This is a genomic window from uncultured Rummeliibacillus sp., assembly GCF_934216135.1.
GTDB lineage: Bacteria > Bacillota > Bacilli > Bacillales_A > Planococcaceae > Rummeliibacillus.
Genome location: NZ_CAKQBI010000003.1, coordinates 137,355 through 157,660, shown reverse-complemented (window position 1 = coordinate 157,660; position 20,306 = coordinate 137,355). Strand labels below are relative to the sequence as shown.

At 33.5% G+C, this 20,306-nt stretch carries 20 protein-coding genes, 1 riboswitch and 1 other annotated feature; of the genes, 17 read left to right on the top strand and 3 right to left on the bottom strand.

Annotated elements, in window-relative coordinates:
• Positions 1-5 precede the first annotated feature (5 nt).
• Positions 6-1,043, bottom strand: coding sequence for a PTS transporter subunit IIC (locus Q0977_RS03555; RefSeq protein ID WP_299510656.1), 1,038 nt, complete (start codon positions 1,041-1,043; stop codon positions 6-8).
• Positions 1,044-1,509: 466 nt separating this feature from the next.
• On the opposite strand from Q0977_RS03555, the gene Q0977_RS03550 reads away from it, so the two are divergent.
• From Q0977_RS03550 to Q0977_RS03490, 13 genes are all read left to right on the top strand, one after another.
• Entirely contained in the window at positions 1,510-1,776 is a 267-nt protein-coding gene (locus tag Q0977_RS03550; RefSeq protein ID WP_124217546.1) for a YhdT family protein, read from the top strand.
• Positions 1,776-3,224: a sodium/pantothenate symporter gene (panF, locus tag Q0977_RS03545; RefSeq protein ID WP_299510741.1), complete on the top strand. Its 1,449-nt coding sequence runs from the start codon at positions 1,776-1,778 to the stop codon at positions 3,222-3,224. The genes Q0977_RS03550 and panF overlap by 1 nt, the downstream gene beginning before the upstream one ends.
• Before the next feature lie 177 nt (positions 3,225-3,401).
• Positions 3,402-3,560, top strand: coding sequence for a transcriptional regulator (locus Q0977_RS03540; RefSeq protein ID WP_119417311.1), 159 nt, complete (start codon positions 3,402-3,404; stop codon positions 3,558-3,560).
• Positions 3,561-3,700: 140 nt separating this feature from the next.
• A riboswitch (cobalamin riboswitch) is annotated at positions 3,701-3,885 on the top strand.
• 158 nt (positions 3,886-4,043) lie between these two features.
• Positions 4,044-5,621, top strand: a complete 1,578-nt coding sequence (locus Q0977_RS03535) for an Ig-like domain-containing protein (RefSeq protein WP_299510652.1) — start codon at positions 4,044-4,046, stop codon at positions 5,619-5,621.
• Positions 5,622-5,702: 81 nt separating this feature from the next.
• The gene (locus Q0977_RS03530) at positions 5,703-6,635 is read left to right on the top strand and encodes a DUF4430 domain-containing protein (RefSeq protein ID WP_299510650.1); all 933 of its coding nucleotides are present in this window, start codon (positions 5,703-5,705) and stop codon (positions 6,633-6,635) included.
• Positions 6,636-6,646: 11 nt separating this feature from the next.
• On the top strand, positions 6,647-7,528 hold the full coding sequence (locus Q0977_RS03525) for an energy-coupling factor transporter transmembrane component T (protein ID WP_299510648.1): 882 nt from the start codon (positions 6,647-6,649) through the stop codon (positions 7,526-7,528).
• Positions 7,501-9,189, top strand: coding sequence for an ABC transporter ATP-binding protein (locus tag Q0977_RS03520; protein WP_299510646.1), 1,689 nt, complete (start codon positions 7,501-7,503; stop codon positions 9,187-9,189). The genes Q0977_RS03525 and Q0977_RS03520 overlap by 28 nt, the downstream gene beginning before the upstream one ends.
• The gene (locus tag Q0977_RS03515; protein ID WP_299510644.1) at positions 9,153-9,875 is read left to right on the top strand and encodes an ECF transporter S component; all 723 of its coding nucleotides are present in this window, start codon (positions 9,153-9,155) and stop codon (positions 9,873-9,875) included. Before Q0977_RS03520 ends, Q0977_RS03515 begins: the two co-directional genes overlap by 37 nt.
• 133 nt (positions 9,876-10,008) lie before the next feature.
• Positions 10,009-11,424, top strand: coding sequence for a S8 family serine peptidase (locus Q0977_RS03510; protein WP_299510642.1), 1,416 nt, complete (start codon positions 10,009-10,011; stop codon positions 11,422-11,424).
• Entirely contained in the window at positions 11,408-11,602 is a 195-nt protein-coding gene (locus Q0977_RS03505) for an Ig-like domain-containing protein (protein ID WP_299510640.1), read from the top strand. Before Q0977_RS03510 ends, Q0977_RS03505 begins: the two co-directional genes overlap by 17 nt.
• Before the next feature lie 269 nt (positions 11,603-11,871).
• Positions 11,872-12,624: a helix-turn-helix transcriptional regulator gene (locus tag Q0977_RS03500; RefSeq protein ID WP_299510638.1), complete on the top strand. Its 753-nt coding sequence runs from the start codon at positions 11,872-11,874 to the stop codon at positions 12,622-12,624.
• A 57-nt stretch (positions 12,625-12,681) separates the two neighbouring features.
• Positions 12,682-12,885 (top strand) — a binding site (T-box leader).
• Positions 12,886-12,969: 84 nt separating this feature from the next.
• The gene (gene trpE, locus Q0977_RS03495) at positions 12,970-14,361 is read left to right on the top strand and encodes an anthranilate synthase component I (protein ID WP_299510636.1); all 1,392 of its coding nucleotides are present in this window, start codon (positions 12,970-12,972) and stop codon (positions 14,359-14,361) included.
• A complete protein-coding gene (locus Q0977_RS03490) occupies positions 14,358-14,948 on the top strand; it encodes an aminodeoxychorismate/anthranilate synthase component II (RefSeq protein ID WP_119417077.1) in 591 nt (196 codons plus the stop codon). The genes trpE and Q0977_RS03490 overlap by 4 nt, the downstream gene beginning before the upstream one ends.
• A 173-nt stretch (positions 14,949-15,121) precedes the next feature.
• Here Q0977_RS03490 and Q0977_RS03485 read toward each other — a convergent pair whose 3' ends face one another.
• Positions 15,122-15,718 carry a tetratricopeptide repeat protein gene (locus Q0977_RS03485; RefSeq protein ID WP_119417078.1) on the bottom strand — a complete coding sequence of 199 codons (597 nt, stop codon included), beginning with the start codon at positions 15,716-15,718 and terminating at the stop codon, positions 15,122-15,124.
• A 248-nt stretch (positions 15,719-15,966) separates the two neighbouring features.
• Here Q0977_RS03485 and aspA point away from each other — a divergent pair, with 248 nt between their 5' ends.
• The 3 genes from aspA (at position 15,967) to Q0977_RS03470 (ending at position 18,255) form a co-directional block, all read left to right on the top strand.
• The gene (aspA, locus tag Q0977_RS03480) at positions 15,967-17,391 is read left to right on the top strand and encodes an aspartate ammonia-lyase (protein ID WP_199670778.1); all 1,425 of its coding nucleotides are present in this window, start codon (positions 15,967-15,969) and stop codon (positions 17,389-17,391) included.
• 100 nt (positions 17,392-17,491) lie between these two features.
• Entirely contained in the window at positions 17,492-17,644 is a 153-nt protein-coding gene (locus tag Q0977_RS03475) for a hypothetical protein (RefSeq protein WP_299510749.1), read from the top strand.
• A gap of 125 nt (positions 17,645-17,769) precedes the next feature.
• Positions 17,770-18,255 carry a cupin domain-containing protein gene (locus Q0977_RS03470; RefSeq protein ID WP_299510737.1) on the top strand — a complete coding sequence of 162 codons (486 nt, stop codon included), beginning with the start codon at positions 17,770-17,772 and terminating at the stop codon, positions 18,253-18,255.
• Between the two features lie 359 nt (positions 18,256-18,614).
• Here the strand turns inward: Q0977_RS03470 and Q0977_RS03465 are convergent, their stop codons facing one another.
• A complete protein-coding gene (locus Q0977_RS03465; protein WP_299510632.1) occupies positions 18,615-19,367 on the bottom strand; it encodes a MerR family transcriptional regulator in 753 nt (250 codons plus the stop codon).
• Between the two features lie 95 nt (positions 19,368-19,462).
• On the opposite strand from Q0977_RS03465, the gene Q0977_RS03460 reads away from it, so the two are divergent.
• Entirely contained in the window at positions 19,463-20,155 is a 693-nt protein-coding gene (locus Q0977_RS03460; protein WP_299510630.1) for a CPBP family intramembrane glutamic endopeptidase, read from the top strand.
• Positions 20,156-20,306: the final 151 nt, after the last annotated feature.

Here is a 20,306-nt window from a genome sequence, read left to right as displayed (position 1 = left end):
TTAATTTATTGATAGTTAACTGAGTAGTCTTTTGAATCAATCCATTTAAGTTTACGTTCGAAAATACGAAGTAAAACTGTATTTAAAATAATTGGTAGAGCGAAGAACATAATTAGCATAATGGTAATATTGTGGAGGTCCCAACCACCATGAGCTAAATTCATATAGTTTAATGGTCCGATCAAACCTGCAAGACCAAATCCAGCGCTATATGAAGTTCCAGTAATATTCAACATACCACCTAAGGCACCTAAAATTGCTGCAGTGATAATCATAGGAAACGCAATTCTTGGTTTCATAAAGAAGTTACGCATTTGAATCTTAGGAGAACCCATAACGTGAGCTAAAGCAGTTCCTAAATTATTCGCTTTATAACTTGCGATACACATACCAATTCCAGATGCAACAACGCCAAGATTTGCTGTACCAGCACCGATACCAGATAACATTACAACTGTTGCAACACCAATTGTAGATAAAGGTGAAAGGATTAAAATACTAAAGATAACTGCAATAATCGCACCCATTAATACGGGTTGTAATTCTGTAACATTTTCAATGACAACTCCAACATAACCTGCTCCTGTGCGGACATAAGGAAGTGTAATTAAACCAATACCACCAGGGATGAATAATGATAAAGCTGGCATTAATAGAATTGTATAATCCTTGAAACGATCGCCGATAAATTGTACAAATACCACTGCTAGAGCTGCTGTAATACCTGTATTGATAACAACCCCAATACCTTGCATTGTGATAGCACCGCCATCACCCATTGTCCAAACGCCACTTCCGACCATTGACGCCAGACCAACACTTGCTGTTTGAATAGGTGTTAACTTAAATGTTAAACCAATCATTACACCTGTTACTACTGGTAATAGGCTCATAGCTAAAACTGATATGTCTAAAATATGTTGAAACACAGGAACATATGGAATAATTAATTTTAAAATTTCTCCAACTAATGCATTTGGAATAAGGGCTACAATGATTCCCAAACTCATACCGGTTAATAGTTTGTTGAAAAAGTCTTTCATAATATCAATCTCCATTCAATCGAGTAATGTACTAAATTATATAACACTTGATGTTACAGTCAATAGTGAATATTCTAAAAATTATAGACAAATGACGTATTTTAGAATAAAACTGTTTTATAGAGAAATATATATATAAAATGAGAGAATATTTTTTCTGACAATTCAAACCATTTTGCTTATTTAGTTGTATAACAGCTAGATCTTCACGTATTAATGTAATCTTATATAGGCCGTTTCTTATATATTTTTAAAAGTTTTTATGCTTATATAGAGGGAAATATATCTTTTGGAATCTACTTTTTGATAACTACAATCTTATGTAAGTTATTTTAATTGAAGAATAGTGCTAAATAATATTATTATGTAAACTAAATATTCATTTTAAGAAGGAACTGCTACTTTATTTTTTATTCACAAATAAGTAAAATAGTAAAGTATTCGATTTAATAGAAGGAGAAAAAATATGAACGATAAGCGTTATAAGGTTGCTCATCGTGAAGCACTTATTGGTATTGCATTAGTAGTCGTCAATTTTGCAATATGGTTTGGCTTTGCATATGGGCTTGGTTCAGGAAATCCGAAAGAGTATACATATGTATTCGGTTTTCCGGCTTGGTTTTTCTATAGCTGTATAGCTGGCACAATTTTTATGATTGTTTTATTAATGGTCATTATAAAATTTTTCTTTAAAGATGTACCATTTGAAGAAGAGGATGGTGACGATCAATGATGAATTGGCAAGTTATCCTTCCATTAATCTTTTTCTTAGTCATTATCTTTTTAATAGGGATATGGGCAAATAAACATGTCATGCAATCGAATTCGTTTTTACAAGAGTATTTTCTAGGTGGTAGACAAATGGGAGGATTCCTCCTTGCAATGACAATGATGGCCACATACGGAAGTGCATCTAGTTTTATCGGAGGGCCCGGTGTCGCTTATAATACGGGTCTTGGTTGGGTTCTGTTATCGATGGCACAATTACCAGCAGGTTATTACGTTTTAATGGTTCTGGGTAAGAAATTTGCGATTATCGCTAGAAAATATAAAGCGATTACATTGATAGATTTTTTACATGAACGCTATAAAAGTAATTTCGTTGTTATTGTTTCTGCATTGAGTATTATAATCTTCCTATTTGCTTCAATGGCTGCACAATGGATTGGTGGTGCAAGGTTAATTGAATCTTTAACCGGATTAAATTATACTTCTGCATTATTCATTTTTGCGATTGTAGTCCTTGTATATGTAATAATAGGTGGATTTAGAGCCGTAGCATTAACAGATGCTGTACAAGGTACTGTGATGTTTTTAGGTAGTGTTATTTTGCTTGTTGGTACCATTATTACTGGTGGCGGCGTTTCTAATATCATGTCCGACTTAGTTGCTGAAAATCCTAAGTTAGTATCTCCGTTTGGTGCTGATGGAAGTTTAACGCCACTATATGTATCTACATTTTGGATTTTAATTGGTATTGGTGTTATTGGTTTACCTCAAATTGCAGTACGAGCAATGTCATATAAAAATTCAAGAAGTATGCATTCAGCAATCATTATTGGAACAATTGCAATAGGGACAGTTATGTTCGGGATGCATTTAACAGGGGTATTGGCACGCCCGGTGTTACCTGGTATTGATATCGGTGATAAAGTTATGCCACTTTTAACATTGAAGGTATTACCACCTTATTTGGCAGGTATCGTTTTGGCTGCTCCAATGGCTGCGATTATGTCTACTGTAAATGCTTTGCTAATGCTTGTAAGTTCTACTATTGTGAAAGATATATATCTAAACTATATTAAGCCAAAAGCGAATGATCATGAAGTGAAAAGACTAAGCTTTTTGGTCACTGCTTTAATCGGCTTAGCGGTTATTATTATTGCGTTAAAACCGCCTAGCTTGCTTGTATGGCTTAACCTTTTCTCATTCGGTGGCTTAGAATCTGTATTTGTTTGGCCTGTTGTATTAGGTCTATATTGGAAAAAAGGAAACAAATATGGAGCAGCTTCTTCCATGATTGTAGGTTTAGTCAGTTATATTTTCATTTACGAAAAATGGGGAACAACTTTCTTAGGAATGCATACAGTAACAACTTCTATTCTATTATCTCTTGTAAGTTATGTAGTAGTTAGCCTTCTAAGTAGTTCTAAATTTAAAGACGTTAAACACATCATTTAAAGATTTAAACTCAAGCTTTATTGTACTAATAGGGCTTGAGTTTGTTTATGTTTACGTATTGTATAAAAATTTATTTTAATATTTGTTTTTTAAGAAAATTCCGTTGACAGATGTTTTAGACTGTTATATATTATTATCAATAATAATATTTGTTATATAACAGGAGGAGAAATACAAATGGATATGTATAGAGAAAGCTATGAACGATATTGTAACGCATGCCAAGAATATGGATTGGAATCGAAAGACTTTTACTTTTTTATCAATCATCTAACGGAAGAACAACTTAATGCCTACAAAGAATACTCAAAAAGGAGAAACGACCAAAATGACTGATGCCGTCGCGAGTGACTTATAAACCCCCTGCTGATCATATAATGATTGGTAGGGGGTTATTTATTTTCGTCAAAATTTAAAAAATATTAGAAAAATATTTACATGACCTAAAGAATGTGAAATACTGATAGATGACAATTACATAACTTTTAGATAGAAGTGCCTATCAATTGATAGGATAATAGGGAAATCGGTGGAAATCCGATGCAGCCCCGCTACTGTAAATGTATTTGAACTTCGCGTATACCACTGGCTAACAGCTGGGAAGGTGCGAAATTTCTAATATACATAAGCCAGGAGACCTGCTTTTATCTTTAGTTCTGATCTTCGAGGGGAGGTATCGAACTGTGAAATACATTTGTTTATTTCACGTCCAATTATCTTTACATATATATGTAAAGACATTAAATTTGTATTGCTTTCATTACCTCTATTCTAGAAGACAGTTAAGCGTTAATTGTCCAAATGAATGGAGGTATTTTTATGTACAAAAACAAAAACTTTAAAAAATGGATTGCACCAGTCTCATTAGCTAGTTTATTGCTCACATCTCAACTTCCTGCTTCAATTATTGCCCATGCAGAGGGAAACAAGGAAGTAAATGCATCAGTGAAAAATGTTGAATACCAAAAAGCTTTAAAGAGCTCAGCTTTATGGCTATACAAAAATACCCCAAATGCTAAGTTTGGAAATGAAGATGTTGTAACTGATTTAGCACAAACTGGATTCCCTGTTGCAAAAAATTATTATACAAATTACTACAAGAATATTGTTTCAAAACTAAAAGCAAATAACGGGAAAATCTTCGATGGAGAAAGAGAAGTCTCATCAGGTAAGTACGGAAAAGTAGTACTAGCATTAACATCAATAGGAAAAGATGCTTCAAATATTGAAGGTTTTAATTTAATTCAAACTATGATGGATAAAGTTTTGAAGGAACAAGAAAATCAAACTTACTCTGCAACATCAAATTATAATGTACTTTATGCTCTTGATTCAGCAAATTACAAACTTCCTGCTGATGAAAAATATGCAAATTTAAAAGAGCAAATGATAAAAGATTTATTAAGTGATCAATTCACTGATGAAAACGCAGGTTCATTTGGGGTTTCATGGCAATGGCCTGGCGTTGATGGAACTGCAATGGTAACGACGGCTTTATCAAACTACACCTCTTTAGACGGCGTTAACGATTCAATTGATAAGGCTTTGAAATATTTATCTGCTAATTTAAATAAAAATGCAGGTTACGATGGCTACTACGGTGGAGATAGTCCAGAATCTATTTCACAAGTAATTCTAGCTCTTACTTCTTTAAATATTAATCCAAAATCAGATCTTCGCTTTATCAAAAATAACAATTGGGCTATTTCTAATTTGATGACTACATACGATCAAGTATCGGGTGGATTTAAAAACTCCCCTACATCAAAAATAGCTAACGATATGTCTACCGACCAAGCAAACCGTGCTTTAGAAGCATATGATCGTCTAGTAAATAATGAAAAGAAATTCTACGATATGTCGGATGTTAAAGCCGAAAACCTTGCATATGACACAAAAGCTCCTGATAAACCAACTGTTAAAACACTAGCAGACAACAAAACTACTGTAACTGGTAAAACTGAACCATACGCTACTATTACAGTAAAATACGGTTCTAAAATCATCGGTACAGCCATTGCAGATTTTAAAGGTGTATACTCAGTCAAAATCAAAAAACAAAAGGCAGGTACCACATTAAAAATTTTAGCAACCGATCTTGCTAAGAACACTAGCAAGACTGTCTCTGTAAAAGTTGTTGATAAAACAGCACCAAAAACACCAATCGTTAAAAAGGTAACAAAAAATTCTACAAGAATAGTTGGAACAGCAGAAGTGAAATCAACCGTTTATGTTGTGAAAAATAAGAAAGTAATACAAAAGGGAAAAGTCTCATCGAAAGGTAAATTCTCTTTATCTATCAAAAAACAAAAAACAGGTACAAAATTAACGGTTTATGTTAAGGATGCAGCTAATAACAAAAGTGTATCTAAGACGATTACTGTTAAATCAAAATAACTAGTCAACAATGTAAATTTTAACCCAGGGTGTTAGAGACAAATTCTAACACCCTATTGACATCTATATGGAGGTGTTATTTTGAAGAAAGTACATTTTTATATTCTTTCTTTAATTATTGCGATAATCTGCCTTGCTGGTTGTAAAGTCCAAACAGTTGAACAATACAATCATCAAAATACAGATGAAAAAAGTGTGGAAGGGTCTAGTGAAAAGGTAATTCCTATAAATGGGGATAAGGAAAAAGAAAAGGTAACGGATAAGAAAAATATTGAAACTGAAAAGCAAGTAAATAAACAAGAAGATTCTAAACAAGTAGATTCTAAAGAAACGATTAAACTACCTGATGAATCAAGCCAAAAAGAAAAAACTCAAAAGGCAACCCAACGAGCGAATGAAAGTGATACTTCAGAAAAAGAAAGAAGCAGTATATCTAAATCAAAAAATCAAGAAAAGCCCGAAAAAAAGGAAAAAGTTAATAAGAAGAAAACAGTAACATCGCCCAATAAAGAAACTTCATCATTCAAGAAAACAAATCCATCAAAATCAACTACTGAATCAAAAGTGGCTGACAAAAATGTTGTTAAAGAAAAGAAAAAATACGTTACGATTTCAGTGAGAGCTGATACTCTTTTAAAACCTGAACATTTTGCAAAACTTGATAAACCATTACAAAGCGAAAAATATGTACCCAAAAATGGCGTAATCATTGCTACGTCAAAATATGAAATTCTTAGTAAAGATGATACAGCTTGGAGTATAACCTTAAGGGCTTTAAAAGAGCATCATATTCAATTTGAATATGAAGGGGCTGGAGAAAACAAATACGGTAGTGTTTATATTCAAGGGATCAACCATTTATATGAAAAAGATGCGGGATCACTTTCAGGATGGATGTATAGTGTAAACGGTAAGAATCCGGGTCTAGGTTCGAGTAGTTATACCGTAAAAGATGGAGACCAAATTATTTGGCAATATACTGTAGATCTAGGGAAAGATATTGGGTTGTATTAGGAGGAAATACATTGAAAGCTTTTGCAAACTATCATCCGATTGTTCTTTTTAGTTATTTTCTATTAGTAGTAGGAATGACTATGTTTTATATGCATCCAATATACTTGATGATATCCCTTATCTTCTCGATTCTATTGAGTTTACAAGTGAACAGAACTTCGTTTCTATCTGGTTTAAAATGGATGGTTCCATTTTTCTTCGTTGCAGCTTTGATCAATCCATTAATTAGCCATGATGGAGAACTGATTATTTTGTATGTTGATAATAACCCTATTACAATTGAAGCCATCGTATACGGCTTTGCGATGTCAATTATGATTTGCTCCGTAATGTTCTGGTTTGGTTGCTACAATACCATTATGACTTCGGATAAGTTTCTTTATTTATTCGGTAAAATTTCACCTTCATTCGCATTAATCATTTCATTGACATTGCGCTTGGTTCCTCGTTTTAAACATCAAATTCATGTAATTTCACATGCGCAGAAAACGATTGGAATGGATGTTACTACAGGAAGCTTATTACATCGCATTAAATGCGGAATTCGAATTATTTCGATTCTTATTTCATGGGCATTAGAAAATGCAATTGAAACAGCAGATTCTATGAAAGCAAGAGGATACGGGATGTCGAAGCGTTCAACTTTTTCATTGTTTACATTTGAAAAAAGAGATGGACTACTTTTATCAATCATGCTTGTATTAGCGTGTGTGAATGTGTTTGGGAGCTTTTTAGGATATAACGATTATTATTTTTACCCTACTTTCAGTGAAATAACTTTTCATCCGATTTCTTATCTTCTATATGGATCTTTTACATTACTTGTAGCTATTCCAGTTACGATTGAACTTTGGGAGGCAATAAAATGGCGTTCGTTGATATCCAAAAATTAAATTTCAGCTATCCGCTTGCAAAACAACCTGTATTAAATGATATTGATTTATCTATTGAAGCAGGTGAATTTGTGGTCGTATGCGGGACTTCTGGCTGTGGAAAGAGTACATTACTAAAACACTTAAAAAGGGATATCACCCCACATGGCGATACATCTGGTTCAATCCTTTTTGAAGGAATACCACTAAATGAATTACCTGAAAGAGTGGCTACAGCTGATATTGGCTTTGTCATGCAAAATCCTGAAAATCAAATAGTGACAGATAAAGTTTGGCATGAATTGGCCTTTGGTTTAGAAAATCTAGGATTTGATACAATGACGATTCGCAGGAAAGTCGCAGAGATGGCGAATTATTTTGGAATTCAAACATGGTTTCGAAAAAGTACAATGGAACTTTCTGGAGGTCAAAAACAAATACTTAATCTTGCTGCTATAATGGCCATGCAACCGAAACTTCTCATTTTAGATGAACCAACATCTCAACTTGATCCGATTGCTGCACGTGAATTTATCTCAACTATACACAAATTGAATGTAGATTTTGGCTTAACAATTATTTTAGTTGAACATCGATTAGAAGAAGTTTACCCAATAGCAGATCGAGTAGTAATAATGGATAGCGGAAGGATTATTTGCAACGGAACACCAAGAGTAGTTGCTCAGGAACTGCAAGAAATTTCAAATGTTCATCCGATGCTTTTAGGTTTACCTACCCCTATTCGTGTCCATCATGCACTGAATAGTCAATCAGAGGTACCTTTAACGATTCGAGAAGGTAGACAATGGTTATCTCAAAACTTTGTTGTAGAAAGTACAAGAGAAAATCTAACAAAAACTTCTGTCATTGATAAGGAGCCAGCTTTAGTTGTAACCGACGCTTGGTTTCGATATGAAACAGATGGAAATGATATTTTAAGAGGTTTTTCATTGAAAGCTTATCCTGGTGAAGTAATCAGTATATTAGGTGGAAATGGTGCTGGTAAAACTACTGCACTCGGTGTCATGTCTGGACTACATACACCCTACCGTGGGAAAATAAAGATTTTTGATAAACCTATTAAAAAATATTCAAATGATGCATTGTATCATAAATGTTTGGCTGTTTTACCACAAGATCCACAAACATTATTTGTATCTAAAACCGTAAAACTAGAATTGGAAACAGTTGTCCAAACATTGAAATTATCAAACGAAGAAGAAGCAGATGAAATCAATTCTATCGTTCGTTTACTCAATTTAGAGTACTTATTAGAAAGACACCCTTATGATTTAAGTGGTGGTGAACAGCAAAAGGTAGCTTTTGCAAAAATACTATTACTACATCCTCGTATTCTTTTACTAGATGAACCCACAAAAGGGTTAGATGCTGCTTCAAAAGAAGTTTTAGCAGATATATTGCAACGTTTAAAAGCAAAAGATATCGCGATTGTTATGGTAACGCATGATATTGAATTTTCGGCATCTCATTCAGATCGTTGCGCACTATTTTTTGATGGAAGCATTATTTCAACTGATGAAACGAAGACATTCTATAGTGGAAACCATTATTACACAACTGCTGCACATCGAATGTCGCGTCATCTATTTTCAAATGTCATTACTTGTGAGGATGTGATTAAACGATGCAACATACAACTAAAAGAAACAATTCAATTATAAATAAAAGATTTGTTGTGACTTCTATAGTAACATTAATCATTATTCCTCTTTGTTTAGTGATAGGCGTGACATTATGGGAGGATCGTCGCTATAACATTTTATCTCTTATTATTGTACTATTTGCATGTGTCCCATTTTTCATTTCTTTTGAACAGAAAAAACCAAAACCAAGAGAAATCTTAATCATTGCAGTGATGTCAGCAATAGGGGTTGCAGGACGTGCTGCTTTTATTTGGGTACCTGCATTTAAACCTGTTACGGCCATCGTCGCAATAACCGGATTTGCATTTGGACCTGCAGCAGGTTTTCTAACTGGTGCAACCACAGCGATTACTTCGAATATCCTTTTTGGACAAGGGCCTTGGACACCTTTTCAGATGTTCACCTGGGGGATATTAGGATATTTTGCAGGGATTTTAGGAAGAACAAAATGGATGGAACATAAAATACCATTAATCATTTATGGATTCTTTAGTGGTATTCTTTATTCAGTAATCATGGATATTTGGACCGTTCTTTCCTACGATGGAGAATTCTCATGGAAAAGATATCTAGCCGCAGCTGGAACAGCCATTCCTTTTACCGCAACATATGCAGTTTCTAATATTTTCTTCTTACTTGTCCTTGCTAAACCGATAGGTGAAAAACTATCTCGCATAAAAATTAAATATGGCATATTAGAATAATAGTAGAAAAAGATTGCTTTTTATGTTGAAATACAATTAAGCAATCTTTTTTCTATTAAAAATACATAATATTATTGAAACAAAATACCACCTTGCTCTAAGAATGATGTTTCGGTACTACGGAGGTAATGATATGAAAAATGGGACATTTCTAAAGCTAAAGAAGAAAACATTGCTCTTAGCTATTTGCTTAACTGGTTGCTGGTCTATGAATTATGCTCCAGACGTATTTGCAAAACAATCTACAGATGTGATGATTTCCTATAAAAATGAGGAAGGAAAAACTGACATTTTAAAAAATGTTTCAAAAGTAGAAAAGGTTTTAGAACAAGTTGGAATGGTCAGAGCGACTGTCAATGAACAACAAATAGCAAAACTTAAAAATAACAACAATATTGAATTTATCAATACTAGTTTGACGAAAATGAAAATTGCAGATGATACATCAGAGAAATCTTCCCAATCAATACCGACTTTTACTTCATATTGGAATTTAAACTATGTAAAAGCCCCATTTTTTTGGAGAAACGGATACTTAGGCAAAGGTGTAAAGGTTGCGGTGATCGATACAGGCATAAATAATGTACCAGACTTAAAGAATGTCGTAAAACGTATTTCATTTGTAAAAGATAATCCTAAAACAAAAACTATCGATGAATCAGACGTATGGGACAGAGGAAATTATGGCGAAGGCCATGGAACAAGTGTAGCAGCTGTCATTGGTGCTCAAATAGGTGGTAAAACATTTAATACTTCGATTTCAGATATTATTGGTGTTGCACCAAATGTTCAGCTTTATTCCTTAAAATATGCGGATGGGACAAAGGATGGTACTGTCGGAGAGATAATTACAGCTATTAATTGGTCAATAAAATACAAAATGGACATTATTAATATTTCATCTAGTGTTTATGAAGATGATGCTGGTTTGAAAAAAGCCATCGATAAAGCTGTGAAGGCGGGGATCATTATCGTTGCCTCTGCAGGTAATGAAGGATCTAACAAACCCACCTACCCTGCACGTTATAATAATGTAGTTGCTGTCAGTTCCATTGGTAAAGATAAAAAAATAAGCAAATTTTCCAATACAGGTACGTCCATTGACTTTGCGGCACCCGGAGACTATATTCCCACTATCAATAGCAAGGGTGAATTTTTCTATGCAACAGGTACATCCTACGCTGCGCCACATGTTACAGGACTACTCGCATTACTTAAAGAAAAGTATCCATATAGTTCAGTGACGGAGCTTCTTCAAAAATTAAAAACTAACGCATTGGATTTAGGGATAAAAGGCAAAGATTCTAAATACGGTTATGGTTTAGCTCAATTGCCAAAGCTTTATAATTCCGTATTGAAAGATTTAAATGATGTCCAAATTACAAAAGTTAAAGATCATCAAGCAACCATAACATATACAGTGTCTGATCCATCTTCTTTTAAAAAAGTTATTATGATCATCAATGGTACTAAGACTATATCAACAAAAAAATCATCATCTTATACGTTGAAAAATTTGGATGACAATATATTTGAGGGGCAACGCTGAACCTAACTCAAAAGTATATGTATATAGAAATAATAGTTTACTAGCTTCTGATCAAGTTGAGCCAAATGGTGGCTTTTCATTGTATATAAAAAATCAACCTCAAAAAACAGTATTAACAGTAATCGTAAAAAACAGTCTAGGAGTTAAAAGTAAGCCATATAAGATTACTGTTAAATAAGAGATTAAATAAGGTAAAGCAAAGCACCAATGACATGCATTGGTGCTTTATTACTGTACTAAACAATAACTTCTTTCAGATAGGTAACTAGTTCAACCAGTCAAATAAAGATCAATACTTTTATAAAATTCAATAACCATTTACGTTTATATTTTATTAAATTGATTAATATAATTTCGATAAAACTAATAAATTTCTATCGGCTTTTCCCACTTTTTAGAAAGAATTTTGGTATAATATAGTTAAAAGCCCAAAAGGAGGGTTCGTCATTGAAAGAAAAGAATTTTCAACAAACAGTAGGCTTTAGTGTAAAAGATACGTTAGCTCTCTATTGGCTTTATGCAACCCAAGATTCTGAAAAGTACTCTGTAGAGATCCATCAGCAATTTCAAGATGAATTCCCAGGGCGTAAAGTTGGCTATGAATATGTTGCTAGAATAGCGAAGCAACTTGAAGCAGAGGGAGCACTTCAAGCAAGACAAATGCATAAGAAAGTCTTATATACATCAACTGAAATTGGGAGAAATAGACTTCAACGGTATAACGAGCTCTATTTTGAGAGATTTCATGAGATTGTTCTCGTTTTAGATCGTTTCTATTATGAGTTAACAAGAAATGGTGAGAAACCACCGAGACCTGAGCATCCATTACCAGAAGAATTTAGGAGTTATTTTTCTAAACTGATTTCTGTCAAAGATGCTGTGAGATATTTAGCTTTAAAGCTTTCACAAACTCGTTCTAGTTTTTATATGGCAGAAGTTGGTCAGCAATTAGAAGATTTGTTTGGTTGGTGTCCATCAAACGGCTATTTATACCAAATTGCATGGGAACTTGAAGATGAAGGTTATTTAGTGGGATCATGGCCAGATGAAAAGAGAACGGTTCGAAATTTAAGAAGTACAGATGATGGCGTATCATTTTATAAGACGATCGCTGCTTCTTTAGAAGAACGAATTACGACCACACGACGTTATTTGCGTTATATGTTAAAATTTTTCACTAAAATCCATATTAATAAATAATATATTGAATATTCTTATATCTTTGTTTATAATATGTAACATACTTACAATTTCAAATTGAAATCGTTGAGCAGGAGTAGTAAATAAGATGAAATGGTGTAGAGAGTCGGCGTTTGGTGGAAGCCGATCCATTCCCTTATTGAATGGGCCTGTGAGTGATTACTTGAACATGTAGTAGGGTAATCCGGCACATACCGTTATTATGTGAGTGGTAGCAAAATTGCTACAAAATAGGTGGTACCGCGGAATTCCGTCCTTCATAGATTTTTTTTCTATGGGGACTTTTTTATTGTTGCGGTATGAGCTGGATTGAGTTGAGAAGAGCTTAGTAAAGGAGTTAAACAAATGACAGTTGAGACGAGAATGTATGAGATGAAGACAATTCAGGGTGATATGCTTACACCTATTTCGATTTACCATGCTTTAAAGGGTTCAAAGAAAATGTTATTTGAATCATCAGCAAAGCATGAAGAAAGTGGAAGATATTCATTTATCGCAGTTAATCCAGTTGCAGAAATGATTTCGTCTAATAATGTTTATCAATTATTCAATAAAGATCATGAACTACTAAAAACAGATACAGATGCATTTGAAATGCTAAAAGAACTAATCCCCACTGAAGAGGAAACATACCCTTTTTCATTCTTTGGTGGTGCTATTGGCTATTTTGGATATGAGACGGCATTTTATCATGAAAATATAGGAGAAATTTTACAAGACGATTTACAAATGCCTGATATGCATGTTTTGTTTTACGATACGTTTATTGTTGTCGATCACTTAAAACAAGAGGTGCATATTGTTGCTATTGATCTCTTAAAAGATGGACTTACACATGATCAATTGATTCAGCGTGTAAATGAGATTGATAGACAACTAGCTTCTCCTATTTTCACTCAAAGTGAAGACGATACAGATACAATTCAATTCCGTTCAACGATGGAAAAAGAAGAGTTTTGTATGATGGTCAAACAAGCAAAGCAACATATTGAACAGGGGGATATTTTTCAAGTTGTATTATCTCAAAGATTCGAAGCAGATTTTACGGGGAATCCGATGAATCTCTATCGAAGACTTCGAACAACTAATCCATCACCTTATATGTTCTATATGGACTTTGAAGACTATGTCATTCTTGGAACATCTCCCGAAAGTTTAGTGAAAGTAAACGGTAGAACGGTGACCACAAATCCAATTGCTGGTACTCGACGAAGAGGCCAATCTGTTGAAGAAGATTTAGCGTTAGAAAAGGAATTGTTACAAGATGAAAAGGAACTTGCTGAACATCGTATGCTTGTAGATTTAGGACGTAATGATATTGGAAAACTTTCAAAAATAGGTACAGTAAAGTTACCAAAATATATGCAAATAGAGCGTTACAAACATGTTATGCATATTGTTTCTGAAGTAACAGGGGAATTAAAAAAAGATATCCATCCTTTAGATGTATTGGCGACCTCTCTCCCAGCTGGAACAGTTTCTGGTGCACCTAAAATACGTGCTATGCAAATTATTAACCACTTGGAACATCACAAAAGAGGAGTTTATGCGGGTGCTGTAGGTTATGTCTCAATCTCTGGAGACATGGATATGGCTCTTGCTATCCGTACGATGGTTGTTACAAAAGGGAAAGCATACGTGCAAGCAGGTGCAGGAGTAGTTTATCATTCAATCCCTGAAAATGAGTACGAAGAAACACTAAACAAAGCAAAAGCATTGTTGGAGGTGCGCTCATGATTTTACTTATAGATAACTATGATTCATTTACGTATAATCTTTATCAACAAATTAGTAGTCTTGGAAAAGATGTTAAAGTCGTTCGGAACGATGCTTTGTATGTGGAAGACATTCGCAAATTACATCCGGAAGCTATCGTGATTTCTCCAGGCCCTGGAACACCAACAGAAGCGGGAATCTCCGTTGATATTATTAAAGAGCTGTATACTGAGTTCCCTATACTCGGGATTTGTTTAGGTCATCAATCTATCGGTGAAGCATTTGGTGCAAAAATTGTTCGAGCGAAACAAATTAAACATGGACTCTTTTCTGACATCGAATTCAATCAGACAGGTCTATTCGAAAAATGTCCAGAATCTGTTTCTGTAATGCGCTATCATTCATTAGTGATTGATCCAGATACCTTACCAAATGATTTAAAAGTAACGGCAGTTGCCAAAGATGATGGGGAAATCATGGCTATACAACATAAGCATTATCCCGTATATGGGTTACAATTCCATCCAGAATCTATTGGAACAAAAGAAGGTAACTTAATGATTCGGATGTTTATAGAGAGTTATAGTCAACAAATGCTGAATCATTAGGAAATGAGAAAACACTCTTATCAATTGTAAGATAAGAGTGTTTTTATATACTGTCACTTCCAATGTTAACACATAATATTATTATGTAAACTAAATAAGGTATAATTTTGATAGCAGGGAATAAGACTATATTAAAAGCCAACAGTTAAACTCGACTGTTGGCTTCATCAATCTTAAAAATATAAATTTCCTACATCCAAACTACCTAAGTGATCCCACTTAATCCACGCTAAAGCAAGTTCTTTCCCAATTTGAATATAAAATGTCGATTCTTGATCCGTATAGTCTTTTTCAGTGCGATTATAAATTGCTAGTATATCTGCTAGTTCCTGATCACCTTTTAAATGAGCTGTATAAATTTCTTTGAAGGCTACTAGTTCTGGCTCTTGACTTAAGGCATTGTCGTCAAAGTCAGCAATTGCGTGTGCTAAGTGACGCAGTGTGTTCGTATCGTAATAAATGATAAATGCCCCGATAACCGGTAAATCTTTTGTTAATACTTCCGGAAGTTGATCGAACATTTTTTGTGTTTCTTCGTTTAAACCAAAATGTTCGATTTTCGCAATTTCAATATGTAATGCTGACAAGTAAGCGGATACTGCAAGTTTACTTTGTCCCATTAGATAAGCAACTTTCCCGATTCCTCGATATAGATTACTATTTGACGGTTCTTCTTTAATAGCAGCTGTGTACATATTTAAGGCTTGGTCATATCGACCTGTACGTCTTAGTTCAAGCGCGTGTTCAACCATTTTCTCAACATTTGACATAAATAATTCTCAACCTTTCTTGTTAGATGTAACTATTATATAGTATTTCGAGTGAATAGTTGAAATATATGATGGACTATTTGTTCAGCAATGTACAAAATAGCGTGTATTTTTAGTATTTTTTTAATATTACAACCTATTATAAAATCAATTTTGTAACATTTTTTAGAGAGAATTTGTGTTACTATCTATATGAAAGATTTAGTGTAAAGAGCTTACGCAATTACATCTTAGAACTGGAGATAATGATTATGGTAACAACTGAATTTCGAATCGAAAAAGATTTTATAGGAGAAAAAGAAATACCAAAAGAAGCTTATTATGGTGTTCAAACTATGAGAGCTATTGAAAACTTTCCTATTACAGGATATCGAATTCACCCTGAACTTATTAAATCTTTAGGGATTGTAAAAAAAGCTGCTGCACTTTCAAATATGGAAGTTGGCATGTTAGATAAAAATATCGGTAAGTATATTATTCAAGCTTGTGACGAAGTTATTGCTGGACAATGGAATGAGCAATTTATAGTAGATCCTATTCAAGGCGGCGCAGGCACATCTATTAACATGAATACAAATGAAGTGATTGCCAATCGCGCACTTGAATTAATGGGAGAAACAAAAGGTAATTATAAGGTAATCAGCCCAAATAGTCATATTAATATGTCACAATCAACAAATGATTCTTTTCCAACTGCAACACATATTGCGGTTTTAAGCTTATTAAATCAATTACTTGAAGCTACTAAAACAATGCAAAGTGCGTTTGTTTCTAAATCAAAAGAATTTGCTGGTATTATTAAAATGGGTCGTACACATCTTCAAGATGCAGTTCCAGTCTTACTTGGACAAGAATTTGAATCATATAGTCGTGTAGTATCACGTGATATCGATCGTATCTCACTTTCAAGACAACATCTTTATGAAGTGAACATGGGTGCAACAGCAGTTGGTACTGGCTTGAATGCAGATCCAACATATATTAAATCGGTTGTTCGTAATCTTAGCGTATTAAGTGGCTTACCATTAAAAGGTGCGGAAAATTTAATAGATGCTACTCAAAATACTGATTGCTATACAGAAGTATCGGCTAATTTAAAAGTATGTATGATTAATATGTCAAAAATCGCAAATGACTTACGTTTAATGGCTTCTGGTCCACGTGATGGTTTGTTTGAAATTATCCTTCCAGCACGTCAACCAGGATCATCTATTATGCCTGGTAAAGTAAACCCTGTTATGGCTGAAGTCGTTAACCAAGTAGCTTTCCAAGTTATTGGTAATGATTTAACTATTTCTTCTGCTTCAGAAGCTGGACAATTTGAATTAAATGTCATGGAACCTGTATTATTCTTTAATTTAATTCAATCAATTTCTACTATGACAAATGTGTTTAAAGTATTTACAGAAAAATGTTTAGTTGGTATCAAAGCAAATGCAGAACATCTTAAAGAATATGTGGAAAAAAGTGTTGGTATTATAACAGCAGTGAACCCACATATCGGTTATGAACTAGCTGCACAAATTGCAAAAGAAGCATACGCTACTGGTGCTTCTGTACGTGAACTTTGCATTAAATCTGGTGCTTTAACAGCAGAACAATTAGATAAAATTTTAGATCCTTATGCAATGACAACACCAGGTATTGCTGGCGGAAAATCACTTGTTAAATAAGATTATCTAAAACATTATAAAAATATAAAGAAAAGCCTCTCTAACATTAATTGGAGAGGCTTTTTCTCGTATTAGGCTTATGCAACATTGGAAAGCAAACATGCTACATAATGGATCTGCAGGTTATGTTAATGGAAGTGCTCCTTCACGTAAGCTTAGAGAAGCGTATTTCTTTGCTAATTTAACGCCAACTGTTCGCCAATTAGAAAAAATGAAACATCTATCTAAAAACTCAATAAGTAAAGTGATCTAGGTGATAGTACTTTATCAAATAAAGAACGTCGAAATGAATCATTTCGGCGTTTTATTGTGCGTGCATTTAGACGATGTTGAAGTTTCCGTTAATAGATTAATTTGCAATTAAAAAAGGTATGAAAAATTAATAAAAAGGAGAATTCTAATGATATATCACAATTAAGGAGGATCAGCATGGTACAACATAATGAAACGCTCAAAGATAATGGTGCTAACCCGTTTGTCATTAATATTAACGAAGCGGCAAAGCAAAACAATAATTATCGTACCACTTTATGGACAGGTAAGCATTTACAGCTAACGTTAATGAGTATAAATCCAGGAGAAGATATAGGACTAGAAATCCATTCTGATGTCGATCAATTTTTACGTATAGAGCAGGGGCAAGGGATAGCACAAATGGGCAAGAGTAAAGATAATTTAACCTTTAAAGAAAATGTCAATGATGATTCTGCTATTTTTATCCCTGCTGGAACATGGCATAATGTAACAAATACAGGAAGTACTACTTTAAAGTTATATTCAATCTATACGCCACCTAACCATCCATTTGGAACGATTCATCCTACTAGAGCTGATGCAATGGCCGCAGAAAAAGAGGGAGAATAACAGTATTTGATTTGGCAAGATCTCAGATAATTTTTATCATTACAAAAAAGTCCAATTTCTCAGCATTTGAATTGAAGAATTGGGCTTTTTATATTGTAATTCCCTTAGTTTTATAAAGCTCATTCTTGAAGCAATAATAGATTAGATCAATCCTATCTTTTACAAACAGAACATTTGTTCTATCGGTGTAAAAATAGCATTTTTGATAATAATGCGATAAATTATGATAATTTAAGCAAAAATGCATTGTATAATCATAAAATATATGTATAATTATTATATTTCTCTATATATAGAACAAATGTTCCTTATATCAGATTTTTAAATTGAAAATGTTATAGACTATTATTTTTCGTTTATTAATTATTTTCATAATAATTAATTGCTTTTTCTAGAAATAATATAATTTCCTTTTTAACAGGGTAAAGGCTCAAATCAGCTGAAATCTCTTCAGATTTACGTGCTTCCCAAAATTTCTTTGCTAATTCATCATCGCCATTAAACATTTCGTTGGATAACAGTAATGTATCGTGTGCGATCAATTGACCTTCCGGGGAATCAAACGTTTTCCCATCCTCTATACATAACTCAATTCGCTTTGCTAGATTAAGCCACTTCAATAGATGATCTGAATTACTCTCCATTTTCGGAAGTTGCTTCTTTAAAGCCTCTTGTTCTTCTTTATTGAATAATTTATTCAATACTTCATTTTTCCTTTGCAGTTTCAAAGATTGGTTTTCTTCTGAAAGGAGCGGCAATAATTGCTCCCAGTGAATATCATCATCCAGTTTCAACATATTCACTAGCGTATTTGTATGATTCAAGGATTGTTGCAAGTGTTTGATTTTATCTTCAAGCTGCGTTTTATGTATGGATAGTGTTGTTTGAATCGTAACTTGGTTCATTATTTTTTTGATATCTTCTAAAGATATAGAAGCGGATTTTAGTAGCAAAATCTTTTCTAGAAGCAGTAGATCATCAGTTGAATAGTATCGCTTCCCATTATTCTCTTTTAAAGTAGGCTTTACGAGATCAATTTCATCATAATATCGCAGTGTACGTAAGGATATATTTAGCTTTTTCGATACCTCTCCTGTAGAAAAATACGTCATTGAATCCATCCTCCTTAAAATAACGCTTGTAGGTTACGTAACGTCACCATTTATTCTAAATGTAACATACTTTATTTTTCAGGGGGAATTTAAGAATGAAGAAAGATAGTACTGCATCTTCGAATTGGACTTATAAGGAATTTACTTTATTACTTTTATTAACGCTTGTGTTTGTACCATTCTTCGTCGAATATTTATTGCATAGTTTTTTACTGCACATATTCAAGGATAGACTTTATTCAGGTACAGCAACTGGTTTTCTAATGGCGATTGTGTTTACTTTAGGTGTGTATTTTATTGCGCTTAAGCCACATCATTTGAAATGGTTTGAAATAGGCCTATGTCGGTTTACTAAAAGCTATTGGAAATCTATCATTTATTGGATATTCATTTTAATAGTTACTAATTGCATGATTTTAATGTTGATGTACCTATTCCATATAGGTGTTGAAAATACGAAGACTGAGTCATTACAAAGAAATATCACTTGGTTTACATTTAGCATTGCATTTATATCAGCAGCCATTATTTCACCTATTTACGAGGAAATTTTCTATCGGGGCTTTCTTTATAAATGGATGAAGTTAAGATGGGGAGTTAGAAGCGGAATACTATTTAGCTCGCTCATTTTTACAATCGTTCATATTCCAACGTATAACACGCTACCAGTGAACTTTATCTCAGGCTTAGTATTTGCATGGACTTATGAAAAATCAGGTTCTATAATACCTGCGATGATTATTCATAGTGTTTTAAACGGTATTGCCGTTATTCTGACGGTACTTTAACCAATTTTCATGTTGAGTTATATTAAAAGCTAAAATTTTTTCGTCATAGAAGTGTTTAAAAATATTGGTGTATACTTGATTATGAAAAATGAAAATGTAGTTAGTTTTTCAAATACGAAAGAAGATAACCGAGCATTATTGCTTTGGGATT